The 18,975-nt window shown below is 35.9% G+C and carries 7 protein-coding genes and 1 pseudogene; 3 read left to right on the top strand and 5 right to left on the bottom strand.

All coding sequences use genetic code 11. The features are described 5' to 3' along the window. Nucleotides 1–2,722 precede the first annotated feature (2,722 nt). Both HCW_RS09975 and HCW_RS03105 read left to right on the top strand, forming a co-directional pair. Nucleotides 2,723–3,283: pseudogene (locus HCW_RS09975) on the top strand (outer membrane protein); the annotation flags it as partial. 12 nt (nucleotides 3,284–3,295) lie between these two features. Next, the gene (locus tag HCW_RS03105; protein WP_014660769.1) at nucleotides 3,296–7,291 is read left to right on the top strand and encodes an outer membrane protein; all 3,996 of its coding nucleotides are present in this window, start codon (nucleotides 3,296–3,298) and stop codon (nucleotides 7,289–7,291) included. 584 nt (nucleotides 7,292–7,875) lie between these two features. On the opposite strand, the gene HCW_RS03110 is transcribed toward HCW_RS03105, so the two are convergent. The 5 genes from HCW_RS03110 to fliW all read right to left on the bottom strand — a co-directional run bounded on the left by HCW_RS03110 (nucleotide 7,876) and on the right by fliW (nucleotide 16,227). Next, nucleotides 7,876–11,991, bottom strand: a complete 4,116-nt coding sequence (locus HCW_RS03110) for an outer membrane protein (RefSeq protein WP_014660770.1) — start codon at nucleotides 11,989–11,991, stop codon at nucleotides 7,876–7,878. 19 nt (nucleotides 11,992–12,010) lie between these two features. Next, nucleotides 12,011–13,954 (bottom strand): outer membrane protein, encoded by a 1,944-nt coding sequence (locus HCW_RS03115; RefSeq protein ID WP_014660771.1) that lies wholly within the window; start codon nucleotides 13,952–13,954, stop codon nucleotides 12,011–12,013. A 438-nt stretch (nucleotides 13,955–14,392) separates the two neighbouring features. Continuing rightward, a complete protein-coding gene (locus HCW_RS09405; RefSeq protein ID WP_155802221.1) occupies nucleotides 14,393–14,557 on the bottom strand; it encodes a hypothetical protein in 165 nt (54 codons plus the stop codon). A 165-nt stretch (nucleotides 14,558–14,722) separates the two neighbouring features. Continuing rightward, the gene (gene murG / locus HCW_RS03120) at nucleotides 14,723–15,784 is read right to left on the bottom strand and encodes an undecaprenyldiphospho-muramoylpentapeptide beta-N-acetylglucosaminyltransferase (protein ID WP_014660772.1); all 1,062 of its coding nucleotides are present in this window, start codon (nucleotides 15,782–15,784) and stop codon (nucleotides 14,723–14,725) included. Between the two features lie 29 nt (nucleotides 15,785–15,813). Further along, nucleotides 15,814–16,227, bottom strand: a complete 414-nt coding sequence (fliW, locus tag HCW_RS03125; RefSeq protein WP_014660773.1) for a flagellar assembly protein FliW — start codon at nucleotides 16,225–16,227, stop codon at nucleotides 15,814–15,816. Between the two features lie 122 nt (nucleotides 16,228–16,349). Here fliW and valS point away from each other — a divergent pair, with 122 nt between their 5' ends. Further along, nucleotides 16,350–18,974: a valine--tRNA ligase gene (gene valS, locus HCW_RS03130; protein ID WP_014660774.1), complete on the top strand. Its 2,625-nt coding sequence runs from the start codon at nucleotides 16,350–16,352 to the stop codon at nucleotides 18,972–18,974. The last annotated feature ends 1 nt before the right edge of the window (nucleotide 18,975 follow it).

The following is an 18,975-nucleotide window of genomic DNA, read 5'->3' on the forward strand; positions in this document are numbered from 1 at the left end:
TTGTCGCACAGATTGTTATATTAAGCCTTAAGTAACAAAACAAGCATAATTTTGTATATATAGAATGGTTAATTAAATATTTTATTAAGGTTTGATGTGATATTCTACGCACTTTGTAATCTGTGCTAAGGAAAATGTAAGGATAGGGCATGTTGAATATATATATATATATATAGAAGATAGTTTTTTACTGCTTAAATACTTTCATCTACCTCAATTATAATGTTTTTAAGATATTCAAACACACATTAAAGCATTATAAAGCAATTTAGAAACATTTTGGATAACAAAAATTATTTTTTTAAGGAGTTAAGCTCTTATGCGAACTTTTTTTAAATGTTCTATTAGTTCTGCACTAAGTCTTGTTTTATACACAGGTGTTTTGGTTGCTGAAGAAAATGGCTTTTTTACTCAAATCAGCTATGAAACCGGTCTTGCTACACAAGAGTTAGACAATAAGGGGCTTGTGCAAGCTAATAGCTCTAGGTATGATATTGAAAAAGAGGCCATTCTTTTAAACTCTTCTGTAGTGCCTTTGACTTATGATATTCAAGCGCTTGGCAAAAGAACTGAAGAGCTTATGCAACTACTTTGCCCTAACCCTGATAAATGCAATTTGTTTGCAGGCGAAGATAAGCATTGGGGTCTTTCTCAAAATCCAAGAAATAACGATAACGCTCCCTATAGTAACTTACAGAGTTTGCAAGCAAACTTGGCGTTATTAAATAGTCTCATCAATAACGCCAATTCTAGCGACCTTGCCCCAACGATAGAGATTTTAAAGGACGCTAATAGAGATAAGGTTTATTTGATTGATAGTGCCACTAAAAACAAAACAGAAATCAGTATTGCTCCTTCTTTAGCAGAAAATCTTTTAGGCACTAAAGAGAGTGCCACTTTTACTATCCCTGAAGTTTCGTATGCAGTCGCTCGAGAAATCACGCAAGCTCTAGGGGTTTTAATGGGTAATCAATCCAAAAAAGAGCACCCCGATTTTAACGCCTCACAAACAGAAGTGTTTGATAATCATAGCGCTTTAGCGACATTTCTTAATAACTTAAGCTCCCAAGAGCAAATTAAAGGGCTTACTCCTAGTGAAATTCAAAATCTTTCTGCCACTATTTGGAATCATCTAAGGCTTATGCCAACTTTTTCTAATAAGCTATCTAATATCTTAAATAATAGCGATTTAACTCCTGCTCAAAATGCCACGCTTTCTAATGCTTTGGGTCAAAATTTTGGGCTTAGTGTGGCAGAGGCTATGTTAGAAAAAATGAATAGCGATATTTTAAAGGGGTCTTATTTTGGAAGCAATACAAAAATAGAGCCACTCACTCAAGCTCAAATTAAACAAGTAGCACAAGTTATTGTTAAAGAGGCTTATGATTATAAGGATAATTCGCCCTCTACACAACTCCAAAATATGACACCTAAAGATGCTAATCAAACTTATAATGGCTCTTCTTTTAATGGCGGTTTTAATAATCAGCTTAATCGCATGAGAGTTGTTGCATGCAGTAGTTTTAGTAATAATGATTGCAATCTTTCAAAAACAACATTGCCTGATGGAGAGCCACCTAAAGACTCAGGGATAATCCCTCAAGGACTTCATTTAACTTCAAATCAAGCCTTAGCTATTGCAAATTATTTTGGCACTAGCAATACTAAAAACGCAAAAAATAATGATTTCACTAGTTTTTTTAACCCTTGGAATGATGAAAATGGCTCCAGTCATACAAGAAATGTTTCTTGTGCTGTCTCTGGCACTAATGCTAATTGCACCGATAGCATTGCTGACCAAGTTTCTTGGGTGCTAGATAGTCAAGTAGCTAAAGGCACTCTTTCACAAGAGCAAGCCCAAAAGATTTTAAGCCAAGTAGAGCAAGCACAATTTGAATCAGCTAGAAACTCTGTTTTGAGCTATTTAGAAAACTTAGAAGGACTGAATCATCAAGAAAAAACGGCTTTAAATACGCAAGTTGCAAATATCAATCAAGCGTTTTCTAATCATATGACATATCAAATTAGTCCAAGTGGGTTAAATGAAAAACAGCAACAAGTTTTAAAAATCTATAATCAAATCCTCAATCCTAATGTTAATCTTAGTGCAGAGGTAGAGCATGTGTTAAAAAACAATGGGCTTAATGAGGCTCAAATCCAAATTTTTGCCAAAAACGCTCAAGTGATTTATCAAGATTTAGTCCAAGCACTCATTACAGGAGCCTTACCTAATACGCAAAATGGGTTTTTCTATGATTATAATGCAAGACCTTACTTCGCCCCCATTAGATATGGTAATATCAACTCTATTTATAAAATTTCTCAAAATAACCCCAATTATATTTGTGGCTCTAATGTGTGTGCGAACAAGCTTAATCTTGAAAAAGGTTTAACCATTGCTAATATCGCTCAAGGATTGCAAAATTTTGATGTCTTAGCAGGTAAGCTTAATGAGCATTCTAGTTATAACGATTTGAATGCGTTAGTAAATATGGGGAAGAATCTTTTTGAAGAGACTGCTGAATATGGTAAGTTTGTTAAAGAATATATTGCTCCTAGCCTAGCTATAAATCCAAGCTCTAACACGCTAAATCCTAGCGTAGCTCAAAGAATTTATAACGCTCGCACTAAGCAACCTTCTTTCACAGCACAAGAAATGCAAGAAAATCAAGAATTTATCCAACAGCGCTTAAACGCTATGCACAACAACATTTTAAAGACTTATAAAATGGGCTATTTACCTAATTTCTTAAGGCATAGCAATCGCTCAAACAACATGAATGGCTTTGGTTTTAAAATAGGCTATAAACAATTCTTTGGCAAAAAGCGTATGTTTGGGTTGCGCTATTATGGCTTTTTGGATTATGGCTATGTGAATTTTGGCGATAGCATAAGTCAAGTTAAGGCTAATTTAACCACTTATGGTGCAGGAACAGACTTTTTATACAATGTCTTTGAGAGGAAAAGAGGCACAGAGACTATGGATGTAGGCTTTTTTGCTGGAATTGAAATTGCCGGACAATCTTGGGCAACTAATTTTGAAAAGCAAATTTCAGGAAAAATTGGCAAAATCAATAGCACTTCTTTTCAGTTTCTCTTTGATTTAGGGATTAGGACAGATTTTTCTAAAAACACACATCTCAAAAAGGCTCGTTTTGCTCAGGGCATAGAATTTGGGGTAAAGATTCCAACCATTATGCACAAATTGTATCAAACCGCTGGGATTGTAGCGCAATACAGAAGAGATTTTAGTTTTTATGTTGCCTATAACATAGGATTTTAAAAGGAAATACTTATGAAAATAACATCTATTTTATCCAGAGTTTTTTTAATAGGCTCTCTATTAACTTATCAACATCTTATAGCAGAGGATAATGGCTGGTATATGAGTGTGGGCTATCAAATCGGAGGCACACAGCAAGAGATTGATAATAAAGCCCTCACTCAAAATATTAATACAATTAACCAAGTGCGAGAAAATGCGATTGCTATGGCTGGCTCTAATGGGTTGATGACTTTAACTTCAAGGGCATTATTGGGGGCATTAAATCATTCACTCTCTAATAGTTATAACAACCAGTTGCAAGGGATAGCTAAGATTCTTAACACACGATTGCAAGATAATAACCAATCTTTTAGCGTCCAACAAATGCAAGCTTTAGAACAAGAGATTATGGGTTTAAGCGGGAGCGCAAATTTTCTAAAAGCTCATAGTGTTAAGCCAGCGGTTGATATTTTTAACTCCACTAACAAAGCCTTTCAAAATGCGCTTAAAACAAGCATTGATGCTTTAAATAATGTTAATAAAATTAACCCCTCTAGCAATAACACTCAAGTAAAAGCTGAGCTTCAAAACACCATAACAAGCCTTAACAAGCTTTTAAATACCGCTAATATAGATATTACTAATGCCATTCAAACCACTTATGCGAATACTTTGCTCACACAATTACAAGAGCAAGTTAATCAGAGCAATGATTCAGCCCTTCAAACCGCCTTTAAGAATCTCTTAACAACTTATGGTCTAAGCTCTATTACTAAGGATAAAAATGGGGTAATTGACTATGTTGCAAATGATAACTCTAATTCGCTTTTAAGCGCTATTAAGGGCAATTCTGCAACAATAGATAATAGTAATAACTCCACCTACAATAACACACTAACGATGAATATTATTGATAGTGGCGAGCAACAAGCCCTTAATAGCCTTATAAGCCCTCTTCAAACTCTTGCTAAAAACGCTAAAACCCAAGGGTTAGCCCAAAAGTTTTTAAATCTCGTTGAAGGCACACTCAATAGTAATGCTATCAATGAAACTACCCTAGCCTTAAATAATCTCTATAATGCTTTGAGATTTAGAGCTTTGGGGAGTGTGGTTTCAAAAAATTCAGAACAGATTATCTCTAATATGCTTGGCAATGTAGTTAAGCCTAGTATTTTTACTAATGAAAATGACATGTTAGGTCAAATTGGTAGTGGTGCTAATATTATTCAAGCAACTTCCACACCTGCAACTGCTCCTACAGCCTCAACAGCTACAATAAAATCAAGCACAAATCCTAATGAGCTTAGCCCAGCACAAAGAATGGAAAACACACAAAGAGTGGCCTTAAAAAATAACGAACAATATGTGCCTACTTTTAACATTATAGAGCAAGTTTTAAAAGTTTATAACACTTTAAATAGTAGCAAAGACTCTATCCAAGCAACCTCTTCTCAAGGAAAAACTCTCGCTTGCTTGTTTAATGACACTAATATTTGCAATACTAGTTCATCTATAACAACCGCAACTTTAAACAACCCACAAAATACCAATAATCCAACGACTATTACTCTTGATAGTGTTCTTAATGGAGTATTAAGCGGGCTATCTAATTCTATAAGCTCTATGAGTCAAGCCATTTCAAAAGTAAATACGCAAGAAATTGCTCAAATGCTTTTTGGCTCTCAAGGTAATGTTAATATAGGAGCGCCACAATCAGGTCTCTATAATTCGTATGATTGCAATACGGCTAATGGTGCAATGGCTTGCTCTAAGCAAATGGCTGTTTTCTATAAGCTAATCAATACGCTTAATCAAGACGCTATACCTACAAGTATTACAGACATGCATAATAACACGCAATATAACGACCCTACAGCCTATTACAAAGGTTTGCAAAATGCTCTTGGTTATAGCAACAACAATGGCACGATTACGCTTACTCAAAATGGAATTTTACAAAATATTTTTTCGCAATTACAAAGTCAAGCTCGCAAGATTGACACACTCTATAACACTATTTTTTCTAATGCAAATAATAATGGGCAAACGCTAGATTTGAAAGATAGCTATACTTGCAACAATGGCACATGCACAATTAAAAGTGGTAGCGTAGCAAGCAAGCTCCAAGAATTACAAAAAGAAGAAATGGCGTATAATGAGGCATTAAATAACATCAAAAATACTTTAGCCCCAACAAGCAAAAAAACAACAATGATAGCCACAAAGCCAGAGTCTAATAGCGCTTTTACAGAGGCTATTAATAAAGAAGTTACAAACTTAAAAACTGCGCTTAATACTAAAGGAGGGGCTGATTATTTAAATAATCAAGGGGTTGTTAAAGGGCTTTTAGATGTTTTTAATAATCTTAATTTAGGCACACTCAATAAAGAGCAAGATTTTAAAAATAGCACCATTAGCAGTGGTAGCTACACATATAAAGAGAGCCAAGAAACACACCCTACTTTTAGTAGTGATAGTTCTATTGCTAAAACACTTGAGAGTAAGCAAGAATGTGTAGGTGGTAATGGTATTTGCCATGCGCTTATTGCTATTGGTAATCAAACTTTGAATATTGCCTATAATGGTAATTTGCAAATTAGCTACACTGCAGATAGTAATAAAAAGGTTGAGTTAGGAACTTTTGGTAATTATCATAATTTTTCATTAGGAAATACGATTATCCAAGCTCCTAATAATAATACTTCTAATGGCTTTTCTGCTTTAAAAATCCCTAATGGCACTTCTGCTAGTATTCATATCAATGTTGATGGCACAACCCTCACTTATAATGTAGCTAATGAAAATGGCAAAATAGTTGTAACGCCTCCAAGCTCTCAAACAACGATTGCTGTTAATGGAGGGAATGTTGCAACTATTACTAATTCTAACCCTATTGCAAAAAAAGCAAGCGATGAGGGTGTTTTAGCATTAGGGATTGAGATGAGCCATAATTATGATTCTTTTGGGATTGCAACTAGCCCTGCAAAGCAAATTGTATGTGGATTTGACAATCCTAATGAGGTCTTTAAAGATAAATGTTCTTTTGCTGAGGGCAAACAATATCTTGCACAACTTCTTAACGCTATTCCTACTACAGGAGCTACTAATACCAATGAGATTATTTCGTTATTTGGGCAATTAGTCTCTGATTTATCCGGAAGAAATCAATACACACCAGAACAAGAAGTGGTTATGCAAGAGTTTTTTAACATTATCAATAATGGCATGCAAGATTTAGGCAAAGCAACCAATCTTGATAATCTTGGCACTTTGTTGCAAAAAATCTCTAATAACACTGAAAGTGTGCAAGTGTTTAACCAAAAGCTAGATGAGCTTTTAGGGCATGGGATTGATAATGGTGTGCAAGCGTTGCAAAAAAGAATTGCTAGTTATCAAGATGAAATCAATAATATTCAAGCCCTTGCTAACAATTATGGAAGAGAGCCTTTCTTAAACCAATACGCACCCGGTAAGAGTCATCAACATGGCGTAAGCAATGGTTTTGGTATTAATGTTGGTTATAAGCAATTCTTTGGTAATCAGCGTATTTTTGGCTTTCGTTATTATGGATTCTTTGACTATGGCTATACTTCAATGGGGATAGGCAGTGAGGCCTCAAGCGCTAATATCTTTGTTTATGGTGCAGGGACTGATTTCTTATGGGATGTTTTTAGAAGAACTTATTATACTAAGGCAATCAATTTTGGATTTTTTGCTGGGGTGCAAGTCGCTGGAGCAACTTGGGCAAGCTCTTTGCATAAAGAAATTGTAGATAATTGGGGAAATAGCAAGGATATTGACCCCACACATTTCCAATTTTTATTCAATCTAGGGGTTAGAACTAATTTTTCAGAGTTTAAAAAATATACCGGTAAGATGAGAAATAGGGCGCTTTTACACCAACAAGGGATTGAATTTGGTATCAAAATTCCTACTATCAATCAAGCGTATCTTAATGGTGCGGGCGCTGATGTGAAATACAGAAGACTCTATACTTTCTATATTAACTATGTAACAGGCTTTTAGAGCTTATTTTTTGGGGGGAGATTAAGCTGATTTATCCTAGAGATATAACGAACTTTAGGAGCTTATTTGGGGGTTAAAGCCCCCCCCTTTTTTATTCCTTTATTTAACTTCTTTTATTATTTAATTTAGCTTTCTTGTTTTATCTTTACTTTGTTTTTAGCTTTTATTTGCTTGTATGAGAATCTTTGGCTATTAAGCGTAACGATATTTTTAAGATTATTTAACTCCCCAAAAAGCTTTTAGTAAGTTAGAAATGCTTTATAAGAGTGTGGCTTGTATCAAAGCGTGTTAAACAAGGCTTTTGGTGCTAAGAGAATATAAAGGGTTATGAAAATAATAGGCTAATCAATTGGGGGAGCAAAATCACGCCTATTGCTATAAGAGAAAATAAAAAAGTTATGAAAGTTATGAAAGTTATGAAAGTTATGAAAGGGCTTTAAAAAAGGGGTTAAAAAAGGCTCTTAAGCAAGTTAAGAAACATGCTCGTAGCATTAAAGTGCTGTGATTAAGATTAAGCCAGTTAAGAGAGTAAGAGCTTATAAAAGGCTATACCCCCCAAACAATAGGGGCTATAGCAAAGGAGTTTAAAAACCGGCAATGTAGTTAATATAGAAAGTATAGAGTCTTCTATAGCTGACATCTGCTCCTGCACTTTGGAAGTATTGCTGGTTGATAGTAGGGATTTTCACGCCAAATTCAAGCCCTTGTTGGATAAGCCTTGCTTTATTGCCATGTCTGCCGGCAAAGCGCTTAAATTCCGCAAAGTTGGTTCTAAGCCCTAGGTTGAATAAAAACTGGAAATGGGAATTTTGAATATCTTTAGCATTGCCCCAATTAGCAATAATTTGATTGCGTAAAGAGCTTGCCCAACTAGCTCCAGCAAGTTGCACACCAAAGAAGAACCCAAAGTTTACGGCCTTAGTATGGTAGGTGCGCCTAAAGATATTCCACAAAAAGTCTGTTCCTGCGCCATAAACAAAGATATTAGCCCTTGAAGTTTGAGGCCCTATACCCATTTGTGTATAGCCATAGTCAAAGAACCCATAATAGCGCAAACCTAAATTTCTTGATTGACCAAAGAAATGCTTATAGCCTATATTGACACCAAAGCCATTGCTCATGCCATGTTGAGTGCTTTTGCCTGAAGTGTATTGCTCAAAGAAAGGGTTAGAGCCATAAGCGTTAGCTAGAGCTTGAATCTCACCTAATTGTTGCTTGTAGTTTTCAATCACTTGGTTGATGGCGTTTAAATTAGCATTTGTGCCTAAAAGGTCTTTAAGATTTTGGTTGAAAACTTGCACGGTATTGGTATTTTTAGCAATATCTCTTAGTAGCTCTTCAATTTTATCCGGATTGGTGTTTTGGGAGATGTCTTTAACAGAGGTGGCAATTTGACCTAAAAGCTTATTAATTTCTGTCATTTGGTAGCTTTCTGCACCAATAGCATTATTAAATCCGCTCACAATAGCTACCACTTGACCTAAGAGATTAATGGTCTCATTGGTATTAGAAAATCCGCTAGTTGGGATAGCACCTAATAATTGGATAAGTCCATTTTGGGCGCTTTTACCCGTTTCACTAGATAGTCCTAGAGCTAGTTGTTGTGCGGCGTTATCTTGAGTAGCACTTATAGAAGAATGAGTATTTGCTTGGGTAGTTACTACGGTGTTATTAGGATTTGGCTTAGTTGCGTTAGTTACCGTAATAGTGCTTTTGTCAATCGTGGTGGTGTCCCCACTTGTAGTTGCGCCTTCAACTTTAGTTGCAGGGTTGGTTTCTACTTCTAGCTTGCCATTATTTTCTGTAATCATGTAGGTTTCAGTATGGGTTTGCCCGTCTTTAGTCTTTAGGGTAAATTCCACTTCAGCCTTAGCGCCATTATTGAGTTCAAAAGCAATATGCCCAGAAGTTTGACTAAAGGTCGCCGACTTGTTATGACTAGGATTTTCATTATAAGGGATAGTAATGGTTTGTTGGTTGCCATAAGTGCCTGTTTTGGCGCTACCATTTATAAGTTTATAGGTAGTAGTAAGCGTGCCATCAGTTTTAATATCAAATTGCTTATCGCCCACTGTGATATTAAATTGATCGCCACTACATTGTGATTGGCTATTTTGAGTAGTATTACAAGTAACTGAAAAAGAGGATAGTGTATGCGGATTACTCTCAGTGCCACTGACATCTGTTCTTGGGATAAAAGTATTTTCTGTTTTAGTGGCTGTTAGAGTGTTGCTAATAGCGTTAGGCTCAGTTTCTGCACTTTGGAGATTACTGCCAATATGCAAGTTATTAAAGAAATCTAACAAGCCATTGGTAATACCCTTGTTTTGGTCGTAATTATTAGTTTTAAGGGCAGTTTGTAAAGCACTAGCAGAGCTATAAACAGACTTTAAAAAGCTATCATCGCTTGTTGGCTCAGCGGTAACTAACTTTCCTTGACTAGCTTCGGTTAGGTATTTAATCGCTTGAACATAGTCTCGTTGGTCTTGCACATATTGTTGTAAATCTTTTGCCATACCACCTTTAATGGTGCAAGAAGTAGAATTACTTGTGCAATCAAAGTTATCGCTAAAAGTAGTTTTGGCACTACCGCCAAAAGTAGCATTAGATTGACTATTGATTTTGCTTACTTGCTGTTGCAAGAGTTCTACAATTTTTGGCAAGGGCAAGCTAGAATTGGAGCTTAAGCTGATTGTGCCATTGTTGTTAGTAAAGCCAAGCGAGCTTTGCAACTCGCTATAGTATTTTTTAGGGTCAGTATATTGGAGGCTCACCCCACTTGTTTTTTCTAAATCGCTCAAGTTTGTTGGCGTGCTTTGAGAAAGGGTGTTAATCAATTGATTGAAAGTTGCGAGCTGTTGGGCGCAAATTTTTTGGTCGCTAGAATTACCATTACAATGTTCCCCTGCATTGTTATATCCCTCATTATTAAAAGAATTAAAGTTTTTAGTGCCATTGGAGTTGGTAACATAAGTGGTATAACCGATATTACCATATAAAAAATTACGCACTGTGCTTAGAATAGAACTTTCGCTAGTGATATTGTTGTTTAAGGTAGTATGCACGCTAGAAATATTACTAAAAATATTACTTAGTAAATCATTAATGGCACTTGGCGTCTCTTTGCCATTATTGGTTGATGATTCAAAAATATTTTTTAAAGTCTGGCTTTGTGTGCTAGTGCCTTTAGTAGCAATGTTTTGTAAAGCGCTTTGACTGCTTGAAAGGGTTTGATACACATTATAGAGTTGTTGCATGATGTCAAAGTCTGGCACTTGCACCGTTCCACTAGAAGTATTTGGGGTGTAGCTTTGGGTATTGGCTTTTTGTTGGGCTAGAGAATTGCTTGCATTTGGATTGCATGAATTAGTTTCGCCTACACTTTCGCAAGTGCTTTGAATGGCGGTAAATTTCTTTCCTGTAGCGCTAGAGGAGCTACCAATTTGGCTGTTGCTAGAGCCATTGCTTGTGATAGAGGGGATATTAATTCCATTATAGCCATCGGCTCCAGCTTGGCTAAGTTGGTTCATTAAATTATTATAATTATCAATCGTGCTACCATACGCTTGATACTTCAACGCATTATATAGATTATTTAAAGCTGTGGTAGTGGGGTTGATAGCATTATTATTGAGCGCTCCAAGAATCAAATCTTTAAACGCTTGAGCGTTTTGAGCGATAGCCTTTTGTGTAGGGGTCGCATTTGCTTGACTATTACTTTCAATAAGCTTGTTGAGCGCACTATTATTACTAATCATATTTTCTAAGGCAGTCTTTTGCTGAGAATCAATGAGATTCATCGTAAGTGTGCTGTTAAAATTACTAGAATTGGTGGTTACGCCATTATCCCCAGAGCCATTAATATTATTTGCAATAGCCCCTAAAACAGAAGTTTTATAATTGGCATCGTTAGAATCCATAGGCTCAATGCTAATGACACCTTTAGAGTTAATGCTGATACCCTTAAGTCCATATTGTTGGAAAATTTGTTGCAAATCGCCTTGAATGGCTGTGTCTTTTCCAGCAAGGGCTGTTAGATTGGTTAAAAGGGTGTTAGCATAAGAAGTGCTAAGAGCATTAGAAATATTGATTTGAGCGCCTTGTAGAAAATAGCCTAAATTATTAGCAATATTTTGGAGGTCTTGCTTAACTTGCAAGCGATTTGAGGCGGGGTTAATCTTATCTACTTGGTCTAAGATTTGCACACCCAAAGATAAGCCTGACCTAAAGCTTTTTTCAGTGTTTTTAAAAATTTGTGTAGCTGGGGTTAGAGTATGGGTATTAAGATAATCAGAGCCACCACCTAGTGCGATAATCTTTTGTTCCATAACTTGCATTTGTTGGGTGGTGAAAGGGTCGTTATTGTGAGCTAAACGCTGATTGATAATATTAGCAATGCCAGCAAGTTGGTTAGATGCAGAATTAGAGATTGAATTACCTAGAGCGTTTAGCAAGGTTTTGGAAGTAACCGTCATAAGACCGCTTGGGCCAGCCATATTGATAGCGCTCTCTCTAATATTATCTACTGCTTGGGTGTTGATAGTTAAGGCTTTGTTATTAATGTTTTGTTGTGTGCCACCAATTTGATAGCCAACACTCATATACCATCCATTATCTTCAGCTAATAAGAGACTTTGATAGGCAATAAGAGAGCTTGCTAAAATCAGTTTAGGTAATTTTGATTTGATAGTTTGTATCATTATGTTTTCCTTAATCCTTTTAAAATCCTACGGTATAGCCTACATAGAAACTGAAATCTCTTATGTAATTAGCTGTAATTCCGCCTTTAGAGTGATAGAGCCTGTGCTTAATGGTAGGGATTTTGACCCCAAATTCTAAACCTTGAGAAAAACGAGATTTTCTAAATTTAGCAATTTTTGAAAAATTAGTTCTTAAGCCCAAATCAAAGAGAAACTGAAAGGAAGTAGTGTTGATTTTACCCACTCTTCCTGAAATTTGCTTTTCAAAATTGGTCATCCAAGATTGTCCAGCGACTTCAATGCCGGCAAAAAAGCCAATATCCATGCTTTCTTTACCTCTTTTTCTAGTAAAGACATTATAAAGGAAGTCTGTGCCAGCTCCATAGGTTGCTAAATTAGCTTTCACTTGACTAGCTTGTGCGCCAAAGTTTGCATAGCCATAGTCCAAAAAGCCATAATAGCGCAAACCAAACATACGCTTTTTACCAAAGAATTGTTTATAACCCATTTTAAAGCCAAAGCCATTCATATTATTAGACTTGCTAGAGTTAGCAATAAAATTGGGTAGATACCCTACTTTATAGGTGTTATTGATGCGCTCATGCATAGCCGCTAAACTTTTTTTGATAAAAACTTCTGTATCTGCTAAGCCATGTTGCATCATCTTGCGCATTTCTTGTTGTGCTTGTGTAGGGGTATTTCCACTGCTAGATACCTTAGTTGCATTAGGCACAATTGTAAGACCATCTGCGCTTGCAACATTCGCACCGGGTTTGAGCCAAGGAGCAAGGGTCTCAATAACATATTTTCCAAAATAAGCTGTCTCTTGTGTGAGTTGATTGCCTAATTGAATCACTTTATTCAAGTCTTGGTAAGTAGAATGAGAATTTAATTTACCCGCTAGGATATTGAACTGCTCCATGCCTGTTGCTAGGTTAGCAATAGAAATACCTTTTTGTAAATTTAGAGGGTTTACAAAATAGGGGCCTTCTTTTTCATAGCCTTTTGGCATATTGCTACTTGTTGTCATTTGTTGGGTGGCGTTATCATAGGTCATACCCCATTGAAAGCCACTTTGAAGTTTGTTATCTTGGATATTATTAGGTAATGCGCCTATAACGATTGCTTGCATTAAATCTTGATAGATGGTTTGGGCTTTTTGAGCGAACGCTACTTGTTGCTCTTTGGTCAAACCATCAGCATTCAATAGTTGCTCTACTTGAGCAGAAAACTTAGGCGCACTAGGTGCATCAAAACTTGTTGCTCCATGCAAAGATTGGTTATACCATAGTGTTGCCATAGCATTAGAGATTTGTTGGGCGACTGCATAGGTCATTCCCGGAATGGTGATGGTGGGGTTTGGATTGTCAATAGTAGGCAAAAACCCCGTAAGTTGTGCAGTTTGAGCCTCACTGAGATGAAACATATCTTGCACTTCTTTAAAGCTCATTGTGGGGGCAATATCGCTAGGACTTGCTTTTGCAATTAATGCTTGCAATACTCCAAGAGATTCATCTAAGCCTTGCAAGCCATTATAAATGCTATTATTGTTGAGCCTACCACTGCCGGGATTATTGGAATCATAGCCATCTTTTCCTACACTCTCTGTGCCTTGTGTTACGCCACTCACACCGGCTTGACCACCTCCTGCATAAAGCGCACATTTGTTGTTGCTAGTAGGACAGAGCATTTGCATAAGAGCCTTAGTGTTATTGCCCAAAACACTCATATAATACGCCATAGGGGTAACAGCAGAGTTAAGAATACTAGCCCCCTCTTTAATTGCTACCTTAGTATCGTTGGCTACATTTAAGCCCGGGTTTTTAATCTCTTGGACAGCAAGGCTTGTTTCATAGCTTATACCAGCAAAAAAGCCATTATCTTCAGCTACAAGCGTGCTAACACATAAAAGCGAGCTTAGGCTAAAGCTTATGAGCCATTGTTTATGCTTGAATGATTGCATAAGAATTGGTTCTCCTTTTTAAGATTTTAAATTTATTTGAATTGTTTTTTAGAAAAATTAAAAAAACTATAGTGATTTCTAAAGCTTTTTGAGTGGGTATTAGATTTTTTACAAATGAGGGTAAAAAAGTAGAGAAAAAGGCGTTTAAAGTATAAGAAATTAGTGCAAGATATATATATATATATATAAGTTGAATGAGTTACAAAACTTTTTTGCATTCTTTTACTAAAATAACCTTTCTTAAATGTGTGATTAAATATACAAATTCAAACTTAAGAACTTTAGCTAAAAAAATATTAAATCAGCCTTTATTTTGAAAATAATTTTTTGTTTTTGATTAAAAACAACTTTTTGTAATCAAAAATGGATTGAATGCGAGCGAAGAGTTTATGATTTTTACATAATATAATATATTAAAAATGCCTTTTAGTATGGGCTTTAATTATGCAACACCCATACAATAAAGCACGCACCTATAGTGATAAGTAAGCCCAATCCTAGTCCTAAGCCAAGGATACGATTCCATGTATCTTTATTCATTTCACGGCGGTTGTTTAAAAGTGCCTCAACTTTTTCAGGGCAATTCTTTGCTAAACTTTCCATATCTTTATCCTCTGCTTCTGTTTTATAATAATCTAATAATCGCATGGCTTAGTTTAGCATTTTGTCGGCATTTTGTGGCACAAAAATAGATTTTAAAGGTCAATTAAAGGGTTTTTTGAAACCCTTAAAAACGATAGGGCTAAGTTATGTCAAAAAATGGTTGATTTAATCATTTAAGACATGGTCTATAATAATTTTTGCCCCATTTGGAGTGATTTTTTCTTGGAGTTTTTGGCTAGTAGTGATGATATTTTTATTGCCATTTTCATCTAATTGACTAAGCTTTCTAATCACTTCAAAGAGTTTTTTGGGTAATAATTCATTTTGAGGGACTACGCTTGCAATCTTTTCTTTTTCAAATTCTAAGACATTATGGTATTGATGATTATGGCTTGCGAAAGGATAGGGGATAAAAATACTTGGCAAACCATTAGCGCTTAATTCCCACACGCTACTTGCTCCTGCTCTACTTACGCATAAATCTGCCTTAGCCATAATGTTAGGCATATCATGGCTAAAGGCAAACAATTCTACTTGGTCAATAATACCTAAATCTTGATAGTAGGCAAGCATTCTTTCATAAGCCTCTTTCCCGCATTGATGAGAGATTTTTATCCCTTTTTTAGTGAGCTTTAAAGCATTGAGTAAGACAAATTCATTAATGGCTTTTGCACCTTGTGAACCGCCCAAAAACAGAATGTGCTTGATTTCTGTGCGCTTTCTTGCAAGCTTAAAAAAGATGTCTTGCACCGGATAGGGGGTTAGAATGTGATTGCCTTTGTCTTTAAACACATAGCTTGAAAAGATAGCTTTAGCTTTAGGTGAAAGATAGGCATTTAAAGTGCCTTTGATAGCATTTTGCTCATGGATATAAAGGGGAATGTCATTAAGCAAGCTTGCAAAACTTGCAGGCCCCGCACTAAAACCGCCTACGCTTATAGTTTTAGTGATTTTATGCTTTTTTAAAATGCGTTTAGCTTTTAGAGTGGCTCTAGCTTGCAACCATAATGAGCCTAGTTTTTTAAAAGGGTTTTGATTCACAACCCCTCTAGTATTAAAAAAGTAGCACGCCTCAAACAAAGAGCTATCTTCAAACCATTCTCTATCCTGCCCATAAGTTGAGCCCAAATAAATGGTGCTTATGCCTTGTTTTTCTAACTCTATAGCCAAGGCCTTTGCAATAACTAAATGCCCTCCTGTTCCTCCACCTGTAAGCGCAACTTTCATTGTTAAATACCTTTATATTTTTAAGCTTATTAAGCTCGCTCTCTTGACTCTCCTGCAAAGCTTTTAAGAGTATCTCTAAAACCAAAATCCGGATAATCCATCATAGAAAGGGCTACTTGAGCTCCAAAGCCATTTTTAGGATTAAAGACTAAGGGTGCTAGGAAGTTTACCATAGAGTCTTCTAGGTTTTTTTGTAATACTACCACACAATATACCTCTACCTTAGACTTCAAATCTAATTCTAGCAATAATTCTATGTATTTAGGTATAGTAAAGCTATATTCTCTTAAAGCATAAGGATTAACTAAAACCATATCTAATAGGGTGTTATTACCCTTTAAATTTGTGCTTATTAAACGACTAAAGAGCGTGTCAATTTTTTCCAAACGCACTTCGCTGATATGCTCAAAACCTAAGATAGGAGCTTTTAAATGATAGTTCATCGTAATCCTTTTATAATTTGAACTTATGTTGTTTATTGTATAATTACACACAATTATGCAATTCAAGTAAAAGCAAAAGGCATTCCATAATCATAAGCCTTTATTTTAGGACTATAAACACAATGAAGAAAGATACTAATACTTACCAACCCAAAGAGATAGAAAAAGAGATTTATGAAATTTGCTCTCATAGGGGATATTTTGAAATCAATGGTAATAAAGAGATTCAAGAAAAAGACAAGCATTTTTGCTTGATGATGCCCCCCCCTAATGTTACGGGTGTCTTACACATAGGGCATGCTCTCACTCTAAGCTTGCAAGATATACTAACTCGCTATAAGCGTATGGATGGTTATAAAACTTTGTATCAGCCCGGGCTTGACCATGCAGGCATTGCCACTCAAAATGTCGTAGAAAAGCAACTTCTAGCAGAAGGTATTAAAAAAGAAGATTTAGGGCGTGAAAAATTTATAGAAAAAGTTTGGGAGTGGAAAGAAAAAAGCGGGGGAGCAATACTAGAACAAATGAAGCACTTAGGCGTGAGTGCGGCGTTTTCTAGGACTCGTTTCACTATGGATAAAGGCTTACAAAGAGCGGTCAAAGTGGCGTTTTTGAAATGGTATGAAAAAGGTCTCATCACTCAAGATAATTATATGGTGAATTGGTGCACTAAAGATGGGGCGTTAAGTGATATTGAAGTGGAGTATGAAGAGCATAAGGGGGCGTTGTATCACATTAAATACTATTTAGAAAATCAAAAAGATTATTTAGTGGTGGCTACCACACGCCCTGAGACTCTATTTGGCGATAGTGCGGTTATGGTAAATCCAAATGATGAGAGATACAAGCATTTAGTAGGGCAAAATGTCATCTTACCTTTAATCAATCGCACAATTCCTATTATCGCTGATGAGCATGTGGAAATGGAGTTTGGCACAGGGTGTGTGAAAGTTACCCCAAGCCATGATTTTAACGATTATGAAGTAGGTAAACGCCACAATTTAGAACTAATCAAAATCTTTGATGAAAAGGGGATTTTAAATGCGTATTGTGGGGAGTTTGAAAATTTAGAGCGTTTAGATGCTAGAAGTAAGGTAGTAGAGAAATTAAAAGAATGCGAATTGTTAGAAAAGATACAAGAGCATAAGCATCAAGTGGGGCATTGCTATCGTTGTCATAATGTGGTAGAACCTTATGTGTCTAAGCAATGGTTTGTTAAGCCAGAAATCGCTAAAAACTCTATTGAAAAAATTCAAAAAGGTCTAGCCAAATTCTACCCCCCTAATTGGATAAATAACTATAACGCTTGGATGAGAGAATTACGCCCATGGTGTATTAGTAGGCAGTTATTCTGGGGGCATCAAATACCGGTTTTTACTTGTGAGAATAATCATCAGTTTGTGAGTGTGGATACTCCATTGGTTTGTCCTACTTGTAAGAGTGAAAAACTAGAGCAAGATAAAGATGTGCTAGATACTTGGTTTAGCTCAGGGTTATGGGCGTTTTCTACTCTTGGGTGGGGACAAGAAAAAAGCGATTTGTTTAATGAAAGCGATTTAAAAGACTTCTATCCTAATACAACGCTTATTACAGGATTTGACATACTCTTTTTTTGGGTAGCTAGAATGCTTTTTTGTAGCGAATCGCTTTTGGGCGAATTGCCTTTTAAAGATATTTATTTGCACGCACTGGTTCGAGATGAAAAGGGCGAAAAAATGAGTAAATCTAAGGGGAATGTGATAGACCCCTTAGAGATGATAGAAAAATATGGTGCGGATAGTTTGCGTTTCACTTTAGCGAATTTGTGTGCGACAGGGCGTGATATTAAGCTCTCTCAAACGCATTTAGAAAATAACAAGAATTTTGCTAACAAGCTTTTTAATGCGGTAAGTTACTTAAAGCTAAAAAAAGAATCTTTCAAAGACAGAGAGTGCTTGAATGAATATACTACGCCTTTAGGGCGTTATGCGAAATCTCGCTTGAATTTAGCTACAAAAGAAGTGCGTAATGCCTTAGATAATTATCGTTTTAATGACGCTACGACTTTATTATACCGCTTTTTGTGGGGGGAATTTTGCGATTGGTTCATTGAATTTTCTAAGGTTGAAAATGAATCTATTGATGAATTAGGGAGTGTGTTAAAAGAGAGTTTGAAACTTTTACACCCTTTCATGCCTTTTATTAGCGAATCACTATATCATAAGCTAAGTAATACCGAATTAGAAAATACTCGCTCTATTATGGTGTTGCCTTATCCTAAGGATTTAAAGCGAGATGAAAAATTAGAACATGAATTTGAAGTGATTAAAGATAGCATTGTGTCTTTAAGGCGTTTAAAAATCATGCTAGAAGTGCCACCAATTGTTTTAAAAGAAGCAAGCGTGGAATTAAGAGAGAAGTTAGAAAACCTAAAGCGTTTAGAAAACTACGCTCAAAAATTAGCCAAGTTAGAAAAAGTAAGCGTGGTAACTTCTAAGCCCTTAAAAAGCGTGAGTGATGTAGGGGAATTGTGTCAAACGCATGCGAATTTAGAGAATATTGATGTAAGCCCTTTGATACTTCGCTTAAAAAAGCAACTAGAAAAATTAGAAAAAGAAAAATTAAAGCTCAATTTACACAATGAAAATTTTGTGAAAAATGCCCCTAAAAATGTGCTAGAAAAAGCACAAGAGAATTTAAAAACGCTTTTAGAAAAAGAAAATAAAATCAAGCAAGAATTAGATTTACTAGAACAAACAAAAGGATAGA

It is taken from the genome of Helicobacter cetorum MIT 00-7128 (assembly GCF_000259255.1).
Taxonomy (GTDB): Bacteria; Campylobacterota; Campylobacteria; order Campylobacterales; family Helicobacteraceae; genus Helicobacter; species Helicobacter cetorum_B.

What these genes read in the sequence shown, in the direction of transcription:
- HCW_RS03105 (WP_014660769.1), top strand. Translation starts at nt 3,296, where the DNA reads ATGAAAATAACATCTATTTTATCCAGAGTTTTTTTAATAGGCTCTCTA.
- HCW_RS03110 (WP_014660770.1), bottom strand. Translation starts at nt 11,991, where the DNA reads ATGATACAAACTATCAAATCAAAATTACCTAAACTGATTTTAGCAAGC.
- HCW_RS03115 (WP_014660771.1), bottom strand. Translation starts at nt 13,954, where the DNA reads ATGCAATCATTCAAGCATAAACAATGGCTCATAAGCTTTAGCCTAAGC.
- HCW_RS09405 (WP_155802221.1), bottom strand. Translation starts at nt 14,557, where the DNA reads ATGGAAAGTTTAGCAAAGAATTGCCCTGAAAAAGTTGAGGCACTTTTA.
- murG (WP_014660772.1), bottom strand. Translation starts at nt 15,784, where the DNA reads ATGAAAGTTGCGCTTACAGGTGGAGGAACAGGAGGGCATTTAGTTATT.
- fliW (WP_014660773.1), bottom strand. Translation starts at nt 16,227, where the DNA reads ATGAACTATCATTTAAAAGCTCCTATCTTAGGTTTTGAGCATATCAGC.
- valS (WP_014660774.1), top strand. Translation starts at nt 16,350, where the DNA reads ATGAAGAAAGATACTAATACTTACCAACCCAAAGAGATAGAAAAAGAG.